Annotated in this window: 13 protein-coding genes; 10 read left to right on the top strand and 3 right to left on the bottom strand. The window is 42.5% G+C overall.

Annotated elements, in window-relative coordinates:
- Complete coding sequence (locus M0413_RS17570; protein ID WP_011073088.1) at window positions 1–495, top strand: chemotaxis protein CheW; 495 nt, start codon at window positions 1–3, stop codon at window positions 493–495.
- 147 nt (window positions 496–642) lie between these two features.
- Window positions 643–1,041, top strand: a complete 399-nt coding sequence (locus M0413_RS17575; RefSeq protein WP_037420401.1) for a DUF2802 domain-containing protein — start codon at window positions 643–645, stop codon at window positions 1,039–1,041.
- Window positions 1,042–1,136: 95 nt separating this feature from the next.
- Here the strand turns inward: M0413_RS17575 and M0413_RS17580 are convergent, their stop codons facing one another.
- Both M0413_RS17580 and M0413_RS17585 read right to left on the bottom strand, forming a co-directional pair.
- Complete coding sequence (locus tag M0413_RS17580; RefSeq protein ID WP_037420403.1) at window positions 1,137–1,445, bottom strand: EscU/YscU/HrcU family type III secretion system export apparatus switch protein; 309 nt, start codon at window positions 1,443–1,445, stop codon at window positions 1,137–1,139.
- A 15-nt stretch (window positions 1,446–1,460) separates the two neighbouring features.
- Window positions 1,461–3,452, bottom strand: a complete 1,992-nt coding sequence (locus M0413_RS17585) for a hypothetical protein (RefSeq protein ID WP_249555060.1) — start codon at window positions 3,450–3,452, stop codon at window positions 1,461–1,463.
- 220 nt (window positions 3,453–3,672) lie between these two features.
- On the opposite strand from M0413_RS17585, the gene M0413_RS17590 reads away from it, so the two are divergent.
- Both M0413_RS17590 and M0413_RS17595 read left to right on the top strand, forming a co-directional pair.
- On the top strand, window positions 3,673–4,458 hold the full coding sequence (locus M0413_RS17590; protein WP_037424736.1) for an MlaA family lipoprotein: 786 nt from the start codon (window positions 3,673–3,675) through the stop codon (window positions 4,456–4,458).
- Between the two features lie 120 nt (window positions 4,459–4,578).
- A complete protein-coding gene (locus M0413_RS17595) occupies window positions 4,579–5,682 on the top strand; it encodes a response regulator (protein WP_099458435.1) in 1,104 nt (367 codons plus the stop codon).
- A 327-nt stretch (window positions 5,683–6,009) separates the two neighbouring features.
- Here M0413_RS17595 and M0413_RS17600 read toward each other — a convergent pair whose 3' ends face one another.
- Window positions 6,010–7,479, bottom strand: coding sequence for a peptide MFS transporter (locus M0413_RS17600; protein WP_037420415.1), 1,470 nt, complete (start codon window positions 7,477–7,479; stop codon window positions 6,010–6,012).
- A gap of 475 nt (window positions 7,480–7,954) precedes the next feature.
- Between M0413_RS17600 and rfaH the strand changes: the two genes are divergently transcribed.
- The 6 genes from rfaH (at window position 7,955) to M0413_RS17630 (ending at window position 16,201) form a co-directional block, all read left to right on the top strand.
- A complete protein-coding gene (gene rfaH / locus M0413_RS17605) occupies window positions 7,955–8,455 on the top strand; it encodes a transcription/translation regulatory transformer protein RfaH (protein ID WP_144344705.1) in 501 nt (166 codons plus the stop codon).
- A 688-nt stretch (window positions 8,456–9,143) separates the two neighbouring features.
- Window positions 9,144–11,909, top strand: a complete 2,766-nt coding sequence (locus M0413_RS17610; RefSeq protein ID WP_502957303.1) for an SLBB domain-containing protein — start codon at window positions 9,144–9,146, stop codon at window positions 11,907–11,909.
- 103 nt (window positions 11,910–12,012) lie between these two features.
- Window positions 12,013–12,390, top strand: a complete 378-nt coding sequence (locus M0413_RS17615; RefSeq protein WP_240129361.1) for a four helix bundle protein — start codon at window positions 12,013–12,015, stop codon at window positions 12,388–12,390.
- A 180-nt stretch (window positions 12,391–12,570) separates the two neighbouring features.
- On the top strand, window positions 12,571–13,539 hold the full coding sequence (locus M0413_RS17620; protein ID WP_249555062.1) for a Wzz/FepE/Etk N-terminal domain-containing protein: 969 nt from the start codon (window positions 12,571–12,573) through the stop codon (window positions 13,537–13,539).
- Window positions 13,540–13,855: 316 nt separating this feature from the next.
- On the top strand, window positions 13,856–15,046 hold the full coding sequence (locus M0413_RS17625; RefSeq protein ID WP_249555064.1) for a UDP-N-acetylglucosamine 4,6-dehydratase: 1,191 nt from the start codon (window positions 13,856–13,858) through the stop codon (window positions 15,044–15,046).
- Between the two features lie 9 nt (window positions 15,047–15,055).
- Window positions 15,056–16,201 (top strand): LegC family aminotransferase, encoded by a 1,146-nt coding sequence (locus tag M0413_RS17630; RefSeq protein WP_249555066.1) that lies wholly within the window; start codon window positions 15,056–15,058, stop codon window positions 16,199–16,201.
- The last annotated feature ends 2 nt before the right edge of the window (window positions 16,202–16,203 follow it).

Below are 16,203 nucleotides of genomic sequence, written 5' to 3' on the forward strand. Positions count from 1 at the left end.
ATGAAAGATACAAGAAATGTCGCAGCCGTGGCTGCAAGTAAAGATGATGCAGTATTGCAATGGGTTACCTTTAAGTTAGACAACGAAACTTATGGTATTAATGTCATGCAAGTGCAAGAAGTGCTGCGTTACACCGAAATTGCTCCCGTACCTGGTGCACCACACTATGTTTTAGGGATTATCAATTTACGCGGTAATGTGGTTACTGTTATTGATACCCGCTCACGTTTTGGGTTGCAATCAGCGGAAGTGGATGATTCGACACGTATCGTGATCATTGAAGCAGAAAAGCAAGTCATTGGTATTTTGGTCGATAGTGTTGCTGAAGTCGTTTACTTACGCCGTTCTGAAATTGATAACGCGCCTAACGTTGGTACAGAAGAGAGTGCGAAGTTTATTCAAGGCGTCAGCAATCGTGATAATGAGTTATTGATCTTAGTTGATTTAGACAAACTATTATCTGATGAAGAGTGGGCTGAGTTAAATCAACTCTAAATATTCATCGGAGGCGGCAGATAGTGTCTATCTGCCGCTTTGCTTTTTGTTATGCGAACGGTTCGTTTGGCTTTAATTTACTCTTTTAGAATGCCACTTGATGAGTCGGTGCTAATTTCAGCTGATTGTGATGCGTAGGGATGATGAATGGGCGATGAATTTTTAATCGCAGCCTTAGTTTATGTGATTGCGTGTTTAGGTTTAGTTCTTTACCTTCAGAAACAATTAAGTAAGTTGCGCAGTAAAGTTGAAGCGTTAACCGTATTAGTGAAAGAGGGCGATCGTCAGCGCGAGGGCTTTAAGCGTGAAATGCAGGAGCTTCGAAGCGGTACTATTGGTATGGGACGTCGTGTGATTGAGCTTGAAAAACGCTTACATCAACAATCTGAACGCATTGAAGAATCTACTCAACAGGATCCCCAAGCAAAGCTTTATACGCGTGCGATGAAGATGGTGGCTCTCGGAGCTGGTGTAGATGAGCTAATCAAAGAGTGTGAATTGCCTAAAGCTGAAGCTGAGTTGTTAATTCGTTTACACCGTAAATAGGTGAATAATTTGGGACGCACTTCGTGACTCTCGGCCGCAGCAAAGTGCTGCTCTAGAACGCCACGTTGTGGCTCTAGGAGCTAGCCACTTTTGCTTTAAGCCTTATCAACAATCTTCTTATGCATATTGTTCCATTGTTCTGGGAATTTTCCGTCCAACATATACACAAATGCGATTAATTCGGCGATAAGCAGATACAGTTCTCTTGGAATTTCTTCGCCTAATTCAAGCAATCGAAGAAAGTTACTCAGGTGCGGATCTTGGTGAATATAAACGCCTGAGGCCTTTGCTAGAGCGATAATTTCGTCAGCGATTAGCCCTTCACCCGATGCGACTACTTTAGGCGCATGTTTTCCGTCATAACTCAAGGCAACTGCTTGCTGGGTTTTGTATTCTTCCGCCATAGATAGACTCTTTAATTATGCTCTTGTTTTCACAAGAAAATGATCACCAGGCAGCAACGTTGCTGGAACTGGTGCTAATTGGGTGGATAATTCACCCGGTGTAAATCCTAATTGCGATAGTTTTTGTCCCAGTGGAGCCAGAAAGTTATCTACTCGGCGAAGTAATGACTGACTGTCACCTTTGAACTGAATATCTAGTACTTGTTGGTGAAAACGTGCCGATATCAGTAATGGACCCTGGGCGAGATTAAACTTCAATTGTAAATTCCAGCCTTTATGATGTTGCTGTTCATCGCTATCGGCTTCTCGCTCGAATTTACCTTCTAATTGTTCATGACGTTGATTAATCCCATAGGGAAGGGCAAAAAACCACACTAAATTACCATTATTTTCACTACTGGCTTGTTGATAAAGCTGTAGGCTTGAAGCTAGTTGTACCATGCTTTCTAGGCCGCCAGCTTTACTAAATTGTCCCAGCTGGTGGTTAGATAATCCGATTCTAGTTTGGAGTTGCTCTAAGTAATCGGCCAATTTAGCACTCATTTTACTATTGGCATTATTTGCCCTAAACCCCAATAACAACTGAAACAATGAGCTAATGGCTCCCGCATTGAATAGCATTGAGGCTTGAGCGAGCTGCGGCGTTGCTAAATTTAAGGTTGCGAGACCAAGGATGCTGTCTTTTAGTTCGTTTGGATCGCTTAATTGGCCTAAAGGATGTGGGCCTAGATGAGGCAAATGTTTTAACAGCTCGGCAGCTAAGTTTGTGCTAGCTCGAGAGACCACCTGCTCGATGGGGAGAGCACCGGCCTTGGTAAAGGCTTTTTGAAGTACTTGATTAACATTGATATTGGCTTCGTTGAGCTTATTTTGTTTGTCAGCACCTAACGAGTCTGATGGGGTTTTAAGATTTAGCTGTGTTTCATTACTGGACAAATTTTTGGTCATCGCTAACTCATTAGCGGGGACCTGTGGTTTGGTCTGTAAGCTGCTAAAGTCCGATTTCGCATGTTGACTTTGCAAAGCAGTAGACACCGTTACGGTATTTTTTACATCCGATGCGCTTGCATCTTTAGTCAGTGCCTTAGGTTCAGGAATAGCCGTTTGGGGATCAATTTGTTGATTGGTAGTTTGTCCTGTCGTCAGCTTTGCTTCAGTGGTGGATTGTAAATTTACGCTCTTGGATGATGAATTTTTTACGAATGTCATTTCATCCGTAATAGAACCCGTTTGAGTCTGGGATATTTTTATGTCGGAAATTGATCCACCTTGGGTGCTAGACGTATTGACTTTTGCAGCAGTGCTATCCGTTTGGGGGACTAAGCCCTCAAGTTTCCGTAAAAAACTCGCAATAATCTGAACGGGTTCCATTTTGCTTATCACAACATGACTCGCTTGCTTGTCAATAATGGGAAGCTGAGTTTCATTTATCGGAGCGCCAATTTGGATTTCGAGTTTGCTCAGTATTGGGGTCAACACTAAAATAGGTTTCCCTTGTAAAAGGGTAATTTTTGCTTGATATTCACCCGCATTAAGTCGTGTTCCTGGATCCTGTGGCACAACAGTTCCATTCGTAAATTGGAATTCTTTTGCAGTAACAATGACATTAGGGAGGGGGTAGCCCTGTGGGCGGGCAGAGAGAGCGTATAATTTTGTCTCTGAAATCCCATTTTGTTGTGCAAGTAATGTGATCGCTTCTGGGAGCTTAAGGTTGACTGTCGAACCCAAGGCAATCAGTTGCGAGGTTTGGGTCATCGCACTCGATTCAGAGGGGCTGTTCACGGCTTGATTGACTAAAAATTGACTAGCAATAATTAATGCTTGGCGTTGCTGAGCATTAACGAGCTTTAAATTATATTCTGTACCGTTTAGAATAATACTATCGCCTTCAGGAGATAGTTGGACTTCAGCGGGAATAGGACGCGCATTGGTGCTCAGTGCAGTGTTTTGAGTCCCTGAAGTGATTAATGGTGCGTTGGTAATCTGACTAAGTGGAATCGACTCCATACTAAACCTTTGTTGGAATAACTCGCGGTGCGTTATTTAAAAAATTAACAATTGACCAAACTGTTTTGCCAAGTATGCTTATGCGCTTTGTAAAGTCAGTGGCATTTTGTCTGTCATACTTAGTATACGACTCGGATGACTAATCTTTTATCGTCACTTGTTGATGGTCACTTTAACGAAAACTCGTGAACTCGGCAGTACATTTATTTAAGAGAGCAATATGAAGTTGAAATGGATAGGGGTACTTTTAGGCTTTGCATTACTGCCCAAGGTTTATGGCGCAGAGGTAGCCGTACCCGATAACACTCCAAAGGACGGGGCTTCAGCTGTAAAAATTACTTACGAAGATCCAAGAGATCCCTTTGAAGGGTTCAACCGCGCCATGTGGGACTTTAACTATCTGTTTCTCGATAGGTACCTATACCGGCCCGTTGCACATGGTTATAACGATTATATCCCGTTGCCTGCTAAAACAGGGATTAATAACTTTGTGCAAAACTTGGAAGAACCCAGCAGCGTGGTAAACAACTTATTGCAAGGCAAATGGGGTTGGGCGGCGAATGCGGGTGGTCGTTTTACGGTTAACACGACGATAGGGTTACTAGGCGTTATTGATGTGGCTGATATGATGGGAATGCCACGTAAGCAGGACGAGTTTAACGAAGTGTTGGGCTATTACGGTGTACCTAATGGTCCCTATTTTATGGCACCCTTTGCTGGTCCATATGTTGTTCGTGAACTCGCATCAGATTGGGTTGATGGTCTATACTTTCCACTATCTGAACTCACAGTGTGGCAATCCGTGGTTAAATGGGGCCTTAAAAGCTTACATGCTAGAGCCTCGGCAATTGACCAGGAAAGACTTGTTGATAATGCGCTCGATCCCTATGCCTTCGTGAAAGATGCGTACTTACAACACATGGACTATAAGGTCTATGATGGCAATGTTCCTCAAAAACAAGAAGATGATGAGTTACTCGACCAGTACATGCAGGAACTTGAGTAAGCTCATGCGCTAACTTGGCTGCAGGCATGAATATGCAGCCAAGCCCATGCCGTATAAATGATTCTTCCCATGTCATCATTGAATGATTGCTGTTGCAGTAAACGTTATGCGGGAATCTTTATGGCGTTAAATGGTGTTTCAATTCTGTGGGTTGAAGATGACCCAGTATTCAGGCAAATCGTTGCTACCTTTCTAAATGGTCGCGGTGCACAGGTAGTGCAGGCTGGCGATGGAGAGCAGGGGCTGATTCATTTCAAGCAACAACGTTTCGATATCATACTTGCCGATTTGAGTATGCCAAAGCTTGGTGGCTTAGATATGCTTAAGGAAATGAGCAGGTTAGAGCCATTAGTGCCTTCTATTGTTATTTCAGGTAACAATGTTATGGCGGATGTTGTCGAGGCGCTGCGCATCGGTGCGAGTGATTATTTGGTTAAACCTGTTGCCGATCTCTTTATTATCGAGCAAGCCATTCACCAAGGGCTGCAGCGAAATCACCCCGATGATATTACTCAGGCAGACTTTGATGCTTTATCTCACCAAGAGTTGAATGATAATTTAGCCTTATTAGAACAAAGTGTTGAAGCGGCCAAACAAGTTCAGCAGCAACTTTTCCCTGCTTCAAATATCAGTTATCCCGCCGCCAAAGTTGATTACAGCTTATTTAAAAGCAGTGATATCAGTAGCTACTTTATTGACTCAACAATGGTGGGCAGTGATCATTTGATTATGTATATGGCTCACCTCTATCCCGAAGACAATCGCGCGGCGTTTGCTTGTGTTTTGCTACGCAGTTTTGTCAACCAAAAGCTGAAAAGTTATCGAAGTGGTCAGAGTAAAACCATTATCGAGCCGTTCAATATGCTGAGCTATTTGAATGAGCGTTTAGTCAAGTCCGGTTTGGATATCACCGTAGATATTGTTTATGTTGCAATTGAACTAACTCGTTATCGTGCCGCCATTGCCCTAGCAGGCAAGGGACTGAGGTGCTATTTACGTAATGACAAAGGGTTAAGTCCATTGGCTATTTCAGAAAGTTTACCACTAGGGGTATTAGATTGGGGTAAACCGAGTGTTCAGTTTCGAACGATTCTGCCCCAGGAGCAGCTTTGTATTGCAACCAATGAGCCTGAACACAAGCAGCAGTTATTAGATAATCAATTTAAAGGATTAGTCTACAATTCAAACTTGCCTGCGGGTGGTTTTATTCAATTAAGTTTATAAGAAGATAAGGTGCTAGGACGCAGCCAAAAGCGCTGCTAGAACGCCATTACGTGGCTCGAGAAGCTAGACTCTAGCACCTAGCACCTAGAACTTAGCACCTAGTACCCATGTTCTAATTTGTCAGTATGCGAAACATCCTATCTCTAACCTCAACGTGTTTTGGGAGCAAAGCAATAAAAAACGCTGCATTTCTGCAGCGTTTTTATCGAATATAGAATTATTCAGGATGGGTAGAAGCGTCCTATCAGGACGAAGCCCGATCTGCTTTTTCTCGCAGCTAAGTCACCTAGAGCAGCACATTTGGCTGCGTCCTAGCTTCTAGCTGCGTTATCTTTTAATAGCTTCGTGTTCAGCGGTTACCGCAATTTCATCTTCTAATGCTTCTGCTTCATTGTGATGCTTGCTTTCCGCACCGTGCATCCAATCGACTAATTTGTCAGCCATAAAGTATAAGATCACACCAGAAAGTGCTGCGGTAATCGCAATACCCGAGAAGATAGCCATTGCATTGGCAAGTTGTTCTTCTTTTTCGCCGCCATGGCCAATAAAGGAACCCACCACACCACCAATTTTGTTAGCAGCAGCCACAAAGAGGAACCAAGAACCCATCATTAACGAAGCGATGCGAAGTGGAGCTAACTTAGTGACCATAGATAAACCAATAGGCGACAAGCAAAGTTCACCCATGGTATGGAAGAAATAAGCGCCAACCAACCACCACATGCTTGATTTAGCTGTAGCATCACCGCCCATTTCGACAACGGCACCGATCATAAATAAGAAGCCAACGGCTAACAGCACTAAGCCTAAAGCAAACTTAATCGGGGAGTTAGGTTCGTTCTTACCTAAACGTACCCAAATGGAAGCAACAACAGGAGCAAAAATAACGATAAACATTGCGTTTAAGGATTGGAACCAAGTGGTTGGTACTTCCCATGTGCCGATCATGCGGTCGGTAAAGTCGTTAGTGAACAAGTTCATCAGGCCGCCAGCTTGCTCGAAGCCCGCCCAGAAAATAATGGTAAATAAACCCATCACCATGATGACTTTAATACGGTCACGTTCAACCTTCGTCAGTGGTTCTTTACGGACTTCTCCTTTTTCTGCTGCTTTTTGCTTTTCAAGCTTAGCAGCAGGAGTTCTACCGATATCACCAAGTAACTTTTGTGCAAACACAAGCTGGATAATTAACGACAGGATCATACCGATACCTGCGCAGATAAAACCAGCTTGGAAGTTGCCATCATAAGCGGCAACCACTGAGCCTACGATAATACCTGAGAGGAAAGCACCAACGTTGATCCCCATATAGAAAATGGTGAAAGCACCGTCACGGCGGTGATCTCCTTCTTGGTACAGATCGCCCACCATAGTAGAAATATTCGGTTTAAACAGGCCGTTACCTAAGATTAACGTGCCTAAGCCGACGTAGAATACTTCGGTTTCCATCCCAGGTACCCACGCATGGGGCGTACCTAAAATAAATTGACCAGCCGCCATTAAAGTACCGCCAATCATAATGGCACGGCGTTGGCCTAGAAAGGTATCGGCTAACCAACCACCTAGAAGTGGGGTCAAATAAACAAGGCCAGTGAAGGTGCCATATAACGAAATGGCATCGGCTTGGCTCCAACCTAAACCGTGTCCACCTTCGCTTTGCACTTTATCAACTAAGTACAGTACCAAAATGGCACGCATTGCATAATAACTAAAACGTTCCCAGAGTTCTGTTGTAAACAGTAGGAACAGACCTTTGGGATGGCCAAGCATTGTCCCTTGTGGTTTTGCTACGCTCATGAAGTTTCCACCTTAAGCTCGTGATTGCCTGTGGCGCCCCTGAAACAGGATGATGTCACCACAGAAAAATGATTGTTGCTCTTCTCATTTATCTTGAGTCAATTCGATATTTAGCTCTAGCTTAAAAGCATGAGTAAATTGTTGAATTGCTGAGATTTAAGTATGAGTTATTGTTACGTTCTTATAATAAAAGTAATATTTTAAGCGTTAATTAGGATATTTTCGCTAAAATTCCCACCTTATATACCCTTTAAAAGTCACTAAAGTCAATTTTGACTTGCTAACTGGTGAGATTATCTGCAACTCGCCGCCAAATATCGATTTATGTTGATTTTCCTAATATATCGGTACTTTGTTTAGATACCGAACAGCAAGGGTTTTAAGGCAAAAAACTGCTTCCATCCGTCTTGACAACTTTGTTATGATTGCGACCCGTGAATGGACGTCACTTAACATAGGGTAGTGAGATTAATCGATGAAGGCATGGTACCTTTTGTACTGTAAACCTCGTAGTGAAGCGAGGGCACAACAAAATTTAGCTCTTCAAAATTTAGAGACATATTTACCAATGGTCTCTGAAGAAAAATCTCAACGCGGTCAGAAGCGGATCTGTCGTGTGCCTTTATTTCCAAATTATTTGTTTATCAATTTTGACCCAAGCCAAACTAGCGTTAAGCAGGTCCACTCTACTCGCGGTGTGAGTCGTATAGTCAATTGTCAGGAAAGAATGACACCCATTGATGACCGAGTCATTCACGCTATTCGCATGAAAGAATTAACGCCTTCCCAATCTGTTTTAGAGACTCCGTTAGAGCTAAAAACAGGGGAGAAAATTCGTTTTAAAGACGGCCCGTTTGCAGACTTAGAAGCTATTTTTCAAGAGAAATGCCCAAACAAACGTTGCCACGTTTTATTTAATATTATGGGACAGATCAATATGTTAACTGTGCCAGAACAGTCTGTAGAACGAGTGTAAGTTGTGAACTATTTTACTATGTTGATTAAGACTTTAGCTTAGAGTTGTGTAAGACATTTGCCATAGGTTGAGTTATTTCATTTCAAGCAATATAGAGCTTGAAATTAAAAAAATATAATTTTCAGTGTGTTATGTTTGTTTGTGCATTGAGGTGGTATCACAAAACTAAATTTACACCATTAAAAGTTAATCATAATTTGTGTGCACATTTTTTGAACAAACGACGTAGTGGTTTGGCTGTACAATTTTTGCGGCTGATTTAAGTTGTGTGCAACAAAAGTTTTACTTGTTTTTTACGCTGTGGCATATGAGGCTCGCGGGCTTAAATTGCCAGCAGGGCTTAGGTCTTTTGAAGATGGTAGCCAAACTAAAGATGGTCAACTGATAAGTTTGGGACCACAGAGACCACAGAACGCTAACAATTAAAAACAGCAAGTGATAAATGCTAAGGTTTTGAAAAATTAGAATATTCGCAGCGCGAAGGGCAATATAGAGGCCGCAATCTATGGGCGGTAGCGTGTCTGAAAGAAAAGAAGGACGTTGCTTTTCAACTGTTCGGATCGGGCGCAGCAAAGAGAACTGCTCTAGGACGAGGACGCCACTACGGTGGCGCTAGAATCTAGAAGGAGCGTAGTGACGCTCTGCTTTATCATTGTTTTTCATCTTTAAACCCAATCGGAGATATCTGGTGTTACAACAACTTAAAAAATACATCAAGGCGGCCCCTAGAGTCGCGATATTCGCAAGCATGAGTGCTGCAATATTGATGGGCGCTCAGGCGCAAGCCGTTACGCCCTCTCCGCAGATGATTGAACAATTCAAACAATTACCCAAAGCAGAACAACAGCGCTTAGCGAGACAGTACGGAATTGATCCCAGTATGATTTCCGGTAGTCAAGCTCAGCCGCAGATAGCAAATCCGCAGGTTGTTTCCGAACGTGACATGCAACCAGAGCGCATCAATGCGGCAAGTGATAAGAAAGAAAAAGCGGAATTAGATTTTTCTGCGGATTCTTCCAACCTTAAACTACGTCGCTTTGGCTATGAAATGTTTGCAGGTGAGCCTAGCACCTTTGCGCCAGTATCTGATGTGCCAGTCCCTGGGGAATATCTTGTCGGTCCAGGCGATAACATCAAAGTACAGCTTTATGGGAAAGAGAATAAAGAATACGACTTAGTAATTAATCGCGAAGGAGTCATTCAATTCCCCGAATTAGGGCCCATTCCTGTAAATGGGTTAACGTTCTCTGAGTTAAGAGAAACGCTGGGGCAGCGTATTCAACAACAAATGATTGGTATTGAGTCCAATATCACCATGGGGGAATTGCGCTCTATTCGTATTTTTGTGGCGGGTGATGCTTACAAACCTGGTTCATATACGGTTTCTAGTTTATCCACTATCACCCAAGCGTTATTTGTTGCTGGTGGTGTTAACGAAATTGGCTCATTACGGAATGTACAACTTAAACGTAATGGCAAACTTGTCGGTACATTAGACTTATATGATCTGCTGTTAAAAGGGGATGCATCTGGCGACCTGCGCTTACGTTCTGGAGATGTCGTCTTTATTCCTTCAATTGGTGGCCTTGTTAGTGTCTCTGGTGAAGTAAGACGTCCAGCTATTTATGAGTTAAAAAACAACGAAACCATGGCTGATGTTATCGCCATGGCAGCGGGTTTAAATCCTGGCGCCTATCCTAAAAGCAGTTCGGTTGAGCGTTACAACAGTAAATCGCTAAAAACAGTCATCAATGTCGACCTTACTAGCGAACAGGGCAAAATGACATTAGCCAAAGCGGGTGATGTTATTCGTGTTAAAAACGCTTCTGAACAGTTTGAAAGCGCAGTGACCGTAGTCGGTGCTGTCGTACGTCCTGGTAAATATCAATGGTTTTCCGGACAAAAAGTCAGTGATGTTTTTCCCTCAATTTGGGGGGATTTAGCCATTTCTGCTGATTTAGATTATGCCTTAGTGGTTCGTGAAGTGAACCAATATGGTGATATTGAAGTTCGTCAGTTTTCACCGGGTAAAGCCATTAATGACAAAAATAGTGACCAAGATATCGCTTTAAATCCCCGTGATAAAATCATTATTTTTAATTTTTCTGACGATGTACAAAACCGTTTCGAGCTGAATAAGTTAGTTAAACAGCGCGTAGAGAAGGTAACCTCTTTAAACACGAATTCTCTGATCAGTTCTGATTTATTCAAAGCGGGGTTTGTTCAGCTTGATAAAAGTAGATTAACTCAGCGTACGCAGTTGGCTGGAGTGGTTGTTACTGATAAAACTGAGTCAGAAGATGTGGCTGTGGTTAAAGGTGTCGTCAACAAAATGTTGGCAAACTTATTTGATGATACAGAGTTACTCAAACTCAGTAATCAAATGGCTCGCCAAGAATTACTCTATCCGGTCATGGTTAAGCTTAATAACCAGGGTCGAGCAGGAGCTGGGATTCAGGTTGTCGGGGTTGATGGTCAGGTACGTTTACCCGGTCTGTACCCATTAACCGCAGGTGCAAGAGTCAATGATTTAGTTGTTGCTGCTGGTGGCTTGAAAGAAGGTGCTTACACAACTAGAGCCGAATTAACATCAACGGTAGTTGATAATTCTGGTTCTAAAACTGAGCATAAAAATATTGACCTTGCTTTAGCACTGCAAAATAACTCAAGTGCCAATTTATTGTTATCTGGCAGAGATATTCTTACTGTGATGACAACGCCAGATTGGCAAGAGACCAAAGTGGTTGAGGTCAGAGGCGAGGTTAAATTCCCTGGCCGTTACAATATTCGCCGTGGTGAAACCTTAAGTGACTTAATCACCCGTGTGGGTGGCTTTACCGAATATGCGGCATTACCTTCAGCAGTCTTTGTACGTGAGTCTGTGCGCCAACAAGAGCAGATTGAAATCAAAAAGCTGGCAGACCAACTGCGTCGTGATATAGCTACCCGCGGGATTTCAAAGGATGGCACGGTAGTTAATTATGCTGATGCACAGTTAATGCTAACCGACCTTGAAAATATTAAAGCGGTTGGCCGTTTAGTTGTCGATTTACCTGCAATTTCACTTGGTATTACTCAGGCTGATTTGCAGTTAGAAGATGCAGACATTTTATATGTCCCTTCAACTAAGCAAACAATTGCTGTGATGGGTGAAGTTCAGCATCCTGCCACCCACAGATTTAAAGAAGGTTTAACAATCGACCAGTACCTAGCAATGTCTGGTGGTGCGAGAGAACGTGCTGATGAGGGAAGAACCTATGTTATTCAGGCTAATGGTTCAGTTCTAATGCCTTCGCGTTCAAGCTGGTTCAGCGGTGGTGAGCAATTGCAACCTGGTGATACCGTAATTGTGCCATTAGATACCGAGTACAAAGATAACCTTACACTCTGGTCGCAAGTGACTGGAATTATCTATAACACCGCAGTTGCTATCTCAGCCATCGCAGGTTTGTAATACGAAGATGACGCGGCTTCGCCGCTGCTAGGACGCTTCGCGCTAGGCCCTAGAACCTAGAACCTAGAATAGAACCTAGAACCTTCTCTAATTAAGGAACATCATGCGATTCGAACAACTGGATGTTTGGAAACGAGCTTGCCGCCTATCATGTGATGTTTATAAGGAACTTAAAAATTGCCGAGATTATGGGCTCAGAGATCAGATGACCAGAGCGGCAGTTTCTATTCCCTCAAACATAGCGGAGGGCGAGGAACGTGAGTCAAATGCAGAGTCAGCAAGATTTCTTTATTTTGCAAAAGGTTCATCTGGGGAACTGATTACTCAGATATATATTGCGATAGAAATTGGCGTAATAGACAAACAAAACGGAATGACTCTTATCAAAGAGGCTAAAGAAATTTCAGCAATGATTGCTTCTTTGATAAAAATACGAAAAGGTAGTGTCCGAGAAGAGTCCGCAGATTATAAAAGTACGTAGAAACTAGGACGGCCTACGCCCTCTAGGACGCAGCAAAAAACGCTGCTGCTAGAACGCTCGCAAGCTCGCTCTAGGCCCTAGAACCTAGGATTTAAAACCTAGAATCTAGTACCTAGCACCTTCTTTAAATATCTTTAAGCTTTCCTAGGGCCTAGCACCTAGGGTCTAGAACCTAAAAAAATGAACACACAAATTACTCAAAATCCAAATATACATCAATCCGATGCCAGATTCCCTCAAGTGCAAGACGACGAAATCGATCTTCGAGAACTGTTCTCTGTCATCTGGCGTGGTAAATGGATTATTTTGGTTGTTACCGCTTTATTTGCTGTTGGTGCAGTGGTCTTTGCCATAAAGCAACCTAATATCTATAAATCTGAAGCATTACTGGCCCCCGCATCAGAGGAGCAAGGCGGCGGTTTAAGTGCGTTAGCTTCTCAGTTTGGTGGTCTAGCTAGCCTTGCAGGCGTGAATCTGGGTAGCAAAGGCGGTACAGATAAAACCGAATTGGCAATTGAGGTCTTAAAGTCTCGCCAATTTACCAGTGATTTTATTCAAAAGCACAATATCCTTGCCGATTTAATGGCGGCAGAAAAATGGGATAGGGATGCAGATAAACTTATCTATGATCCTGAGCTATACAACCAGCAAACCAATACTTGGGTGCGCGAAGTGAAAGCGCCATTTAAACCTGAGCCATCAATGCAAGAGGCATACAAAGTCTTTAGCAAAATGATTGTTGTCAATAAAGCCAAAGATACGGGAATGGTGACTTTATCAGTTGAGCATTTATCTCCGACAGTCGCGCAGCAATGGGTTACTTGGTTAATTCAAGATATTAATAAAGTGATGAAAGATCGTGATGTAGCAGAAGCACACCGCAGTACTGAGTTTTTAAATAAACAAATCGTTTTAACCAATGTCGCAGATATTAAAACCGTACTTTATAAACTCATTGAAGAGCAGGCAAAAACCATTATGTTTGCCGAAGTGCGTGATGAATACGTATTTAAAACCATTGACCCCGCATTAGCGCCTGAAGAAAAGGCTAAACCAAAACGCGCATTAATTTGTGTATTAGGCACGATGCTCGGCGGTATGTTAGGTGTAATGTTGGTTCTGGTGAGATATTTTATTAGAAAAGAGTAAAACTAGATTCTAGGACGTCCTTCGGCCTCTAGAACCTAGAATCTTTCTATTATTTATCATCCTCGCGACCGCGGGGATCCAGCTTTTAGATTCTAGAACCACGTAATGACGTTTTAGACTCTAGTACCTGATTGCCTATTGTGACTGTTTTTAGAAAAAGCGCAGAAAAACAGTAAAACCTAGGCTCTATGAAGTATTGTGCTTACTTAGAAATAAGAGCGACTGTCTCAAAATGGATGAAATGTCTCTCAGCTTGGTCTAAGGCTGAGATGAAAAAGTAAAATAATCGATAAGTTTTATTTAGGAATTGAGGTTTATGAGCAATATATTGTCATTAATCGGACGTCATAGTGAGTTATTTTCAGTAGATATTAACGTTCATAATGAAGAGTTACAGCGTGTTGTTTCTGAATCAAGATTCCTTGTTTTAGGTGGTGCAGGATCAATAGGCCAAGCGGTAACTAAAGAGATTTTTAAACGTCACCCTAAAAAGCTGCACGTAGTCGATATAAGCGAAAATAACATGGTGGAGTTGGTGCGTGATATTCGTAGCTCGTTTGGTTATATAAACGGTGACTTTCAAACTTTTGCGTTAGATATTGGTTCAATTGAATATGATGCCTTTATTAAAGCAGATGGTCAGTATGATTATGTATTGAACTTATCTGCACTGAAACATGTCCGTAGTGAGAAAGACCCGTATACCTTGATGCGTATGATTGATGTCAACGTGTTCAATACCGACAAAACCATACAGCAATCTATTGATTGCGGAGTTAAAAAGTATTTCTGCGTATCAACAGATAAAGCTGCTAATCCAGTTAATATGATGGGAGCATCTAAACGCATTATGGAAATGTTCTTAATGCGTAAAAGTGAGCAGATTACTATTTCGACAGCGCGTTTTGCCAACGTCGCATTTTCGGACGGTTCTTTGCTTCATGGCTTTAATCAGCGCATATTGAAAAATCAACCAATTGTCGCACCGAATGATATCAAACGGTATTTTGTTACTCCTCAAGAGTCTGGTGAGCTTTGTTTAATGTCCTGTATCTTCGGGGACAATCGCGATATTTTCTTCCCGAAACTTAGTGAAGCGCTGCATCTGATTACGTTTGCTGATATTGCAGTGAAATACCTTGAGCAGCGTGGCTACGAGCCACATTTATGTGTCAATGAAGACGAAGCACGTGAACTAGCCAAAACTTTACCAGCTAAAGGTAAATGGCCTTGCTTATTTACTGAAAGTGACACCACCGGTGAAAAAGACTTCGAAGAGTTTTTTACCGACAGAGAAGTGCTCGATATGGCGCGTTTTGAAAATCTTGGCATTATCAAAAATGAACCTCTGTATCAACCAGAATTGTTGAATCTTTTCGAAGAGCAAATTATGCAAATGAAGGATCAACGAGCTTGGAGCAAAGAGCAGATAGTAGAGCTTTTCTTTACTATGATCCCTGACTTTGGCCACAAAGAAACGGGTAAATACCTTGATAGCAAGATGTAAGGCTATAGCATGAATCCAAAAATGCTGATTGAGTTTGTTCGTGATCAATATAAAACCCAAGACTTTATTACGCTGCATGCCCCAACGTTTGTGGGCAATGAAAAAGCGTATGTGATGGAAACCATCGATAGTACCTTTGTCTCCAGTGTTGGTAAGTTTGTAGATCAGTTTGAACGTAAGATGGAGTCCTTTACTGGTAGCAAGCGCGCTGTTGCAACAGTGAATGGTACTGCAGCATTGCATGCTGCGCTGTATATGGCTGGTGTTGAGGGGGGCGACTTAGTTATCACCCAAGCATTGACTTTTGTTGCTACCTGTAATGCTTTGTATCATATGGGGGCTCAACCAATTTTTGTTGATGTTTCTCCGGTGAGTTTGGGCTTGTGCCCGAAAGCGGTTGAAAACTATTTAGTGGAAAATGCAGAGCTGACAGAGCGTGGTTGCGTTCACAAACAAACGGGCCAACGGATTAAAGCTGTAGTGCCGATGCATACCTTTGGTCATCCAGTTGAGTTGGACGAATTAGTGGTGGTATGTCTTAAGTGGCAACTTGTTTTAGTGGAAGATGCAGCCGAAAGCCTTGGTTCTTTTTATAAAGATAAACACACTGGTACGCTTGGTCAGTTTGGTGCAATCAGTTTCAATGGCAATAAAATTATTACTACTGGTGGCGGTGGTATGGTGCTATGTGGTACAGAAGAATCAGGAAAACGCACCAAGCATGTGACCACCACCGCTAAAGTACCGCATCCTTACGAATTCTTTCATGATGAGCCTGGTTTCAACTACCGAATGCCTAATTTAAATGCGGCACTGGGTTGTGCACAGATGGAAATGCTTGAACAATATCTATTGCAGAAGCGTGAACTTGCAAAGCAATATCAAGCGTTTTTCGCTGTGAGTGACGTTAAGTTTGTGGTTGAACCCGAATACGCACAATCGAACTACTGGCTCAATGCTATTATCTGCTCGGATGCGCAGCAGCGTAATGAACTTCTAGAACAGACCAATGCCGCGGGAGTGATGACTCGCCCAATCTGGAAGTTAATGCACCGATTACCTATGTTCGAAAAAGCCTTTCGAGGGGATCTGACCTATTCGGAGTTTATAGAGGCGCATTTAATTAACCTACCTAGCACACCTGTTGGCATATAGGT

The organism is Shewanella sp. 8A (assembly GCF_023475945.1).
In the GTDB taxonomy this organism is placed as follows: Bacteria; Pseudomonadota; Gammaproteobacteria; order Enterobacterales; family Shewanellaceae; genus Shewanella; species Shewanella xiamenensis.

Excerpts from the sequence above, each read along its gene's own strand:
- M0413_RS17570 (WP_011073088.1), top strand. The coding sequence starts at position 1 with ATGAAAGATACAAGAAATGTCGCAGCCGTGGCTGCAAGTAAAGATGAT.
- M0413_RS17575 (WP_037420401.1), top strand. The coding sequence starts at position 643 with ATGGGCGATGAATTTTTAATCGCAGCCTTAGTTTATGTGATTGCGTGT.
- M0413_RS17580 (WP_037420403.1), bottom strand. The coding sequence starts at position 1,445 with ATGGCGGAAGAATACAAAACCCAGCAAGCAGTTGCCTTGAGTTATGAC.
- M0413_RS17585 (WP_249555060.1), bottom strand. The coding sequence starts at position 3,452 with ATGGAGTCGATTCCACTTAGTCAGATTACCAACGCACCATTAATCACT.
- M0413_RS17590 (WP_037424736.1), top strand. The coding sequence starts at position 3,673 with ATGAAGTTGAAATGGATAGGGGTACTTTTAGGCTTTGCATTACTGCCC.
- M0413_RS17595 (WP_099458435.1), top strand. The coding sequence starts at position 4,579 with ATGGCGTTAAATGGTGTTTCAATTCTGTGGGTTGAAGATGACCCAGTA.
- M0413_RS17600 (WP_037420415.1), bottom strand. The coding sequence starts at position 7,479 with ATGAGCGTAGCAAAACCACAAGGGACAATGCTTGGCCATCCCAAAGGT.
- rfaH (WP_144344705.1), top strand. The coding sequence starts at position 7,955 with ATGAAGGCATGGTACCTTTTGTACTGTAAACCTCGTAGTGAAGCGAGG.
- M0413_RS17615 (WP_240129361.1), top strand. The coding sequence starts at position 12,013 with ATGCGATTCGAACAACTGGATGTTTGGAAACGAGCTTGCCGCCTATCA.
- M0413_RS17620 (WP_249555062.1), top strand. The coding sequence starts at position 12,571 with ATGAACACACAAATTACTCAAAATCCAAATATACATCAATCCGATGCC.
- M0413_RS17625 (WP_249555064.1), top strand. The coding sequence starts at position 13,856 with ATGAGCAATATATTGTCATTAATCGGACGTCATAGTGAGTTATTTTCA.
- M0413_RS17630 (WP_249555066.1), top strand. The coding sequence starts at position 15,056 with ATGAATCCAAAAATGCTGATTGAGTTTGTTCGTGATCAATATAAAACC.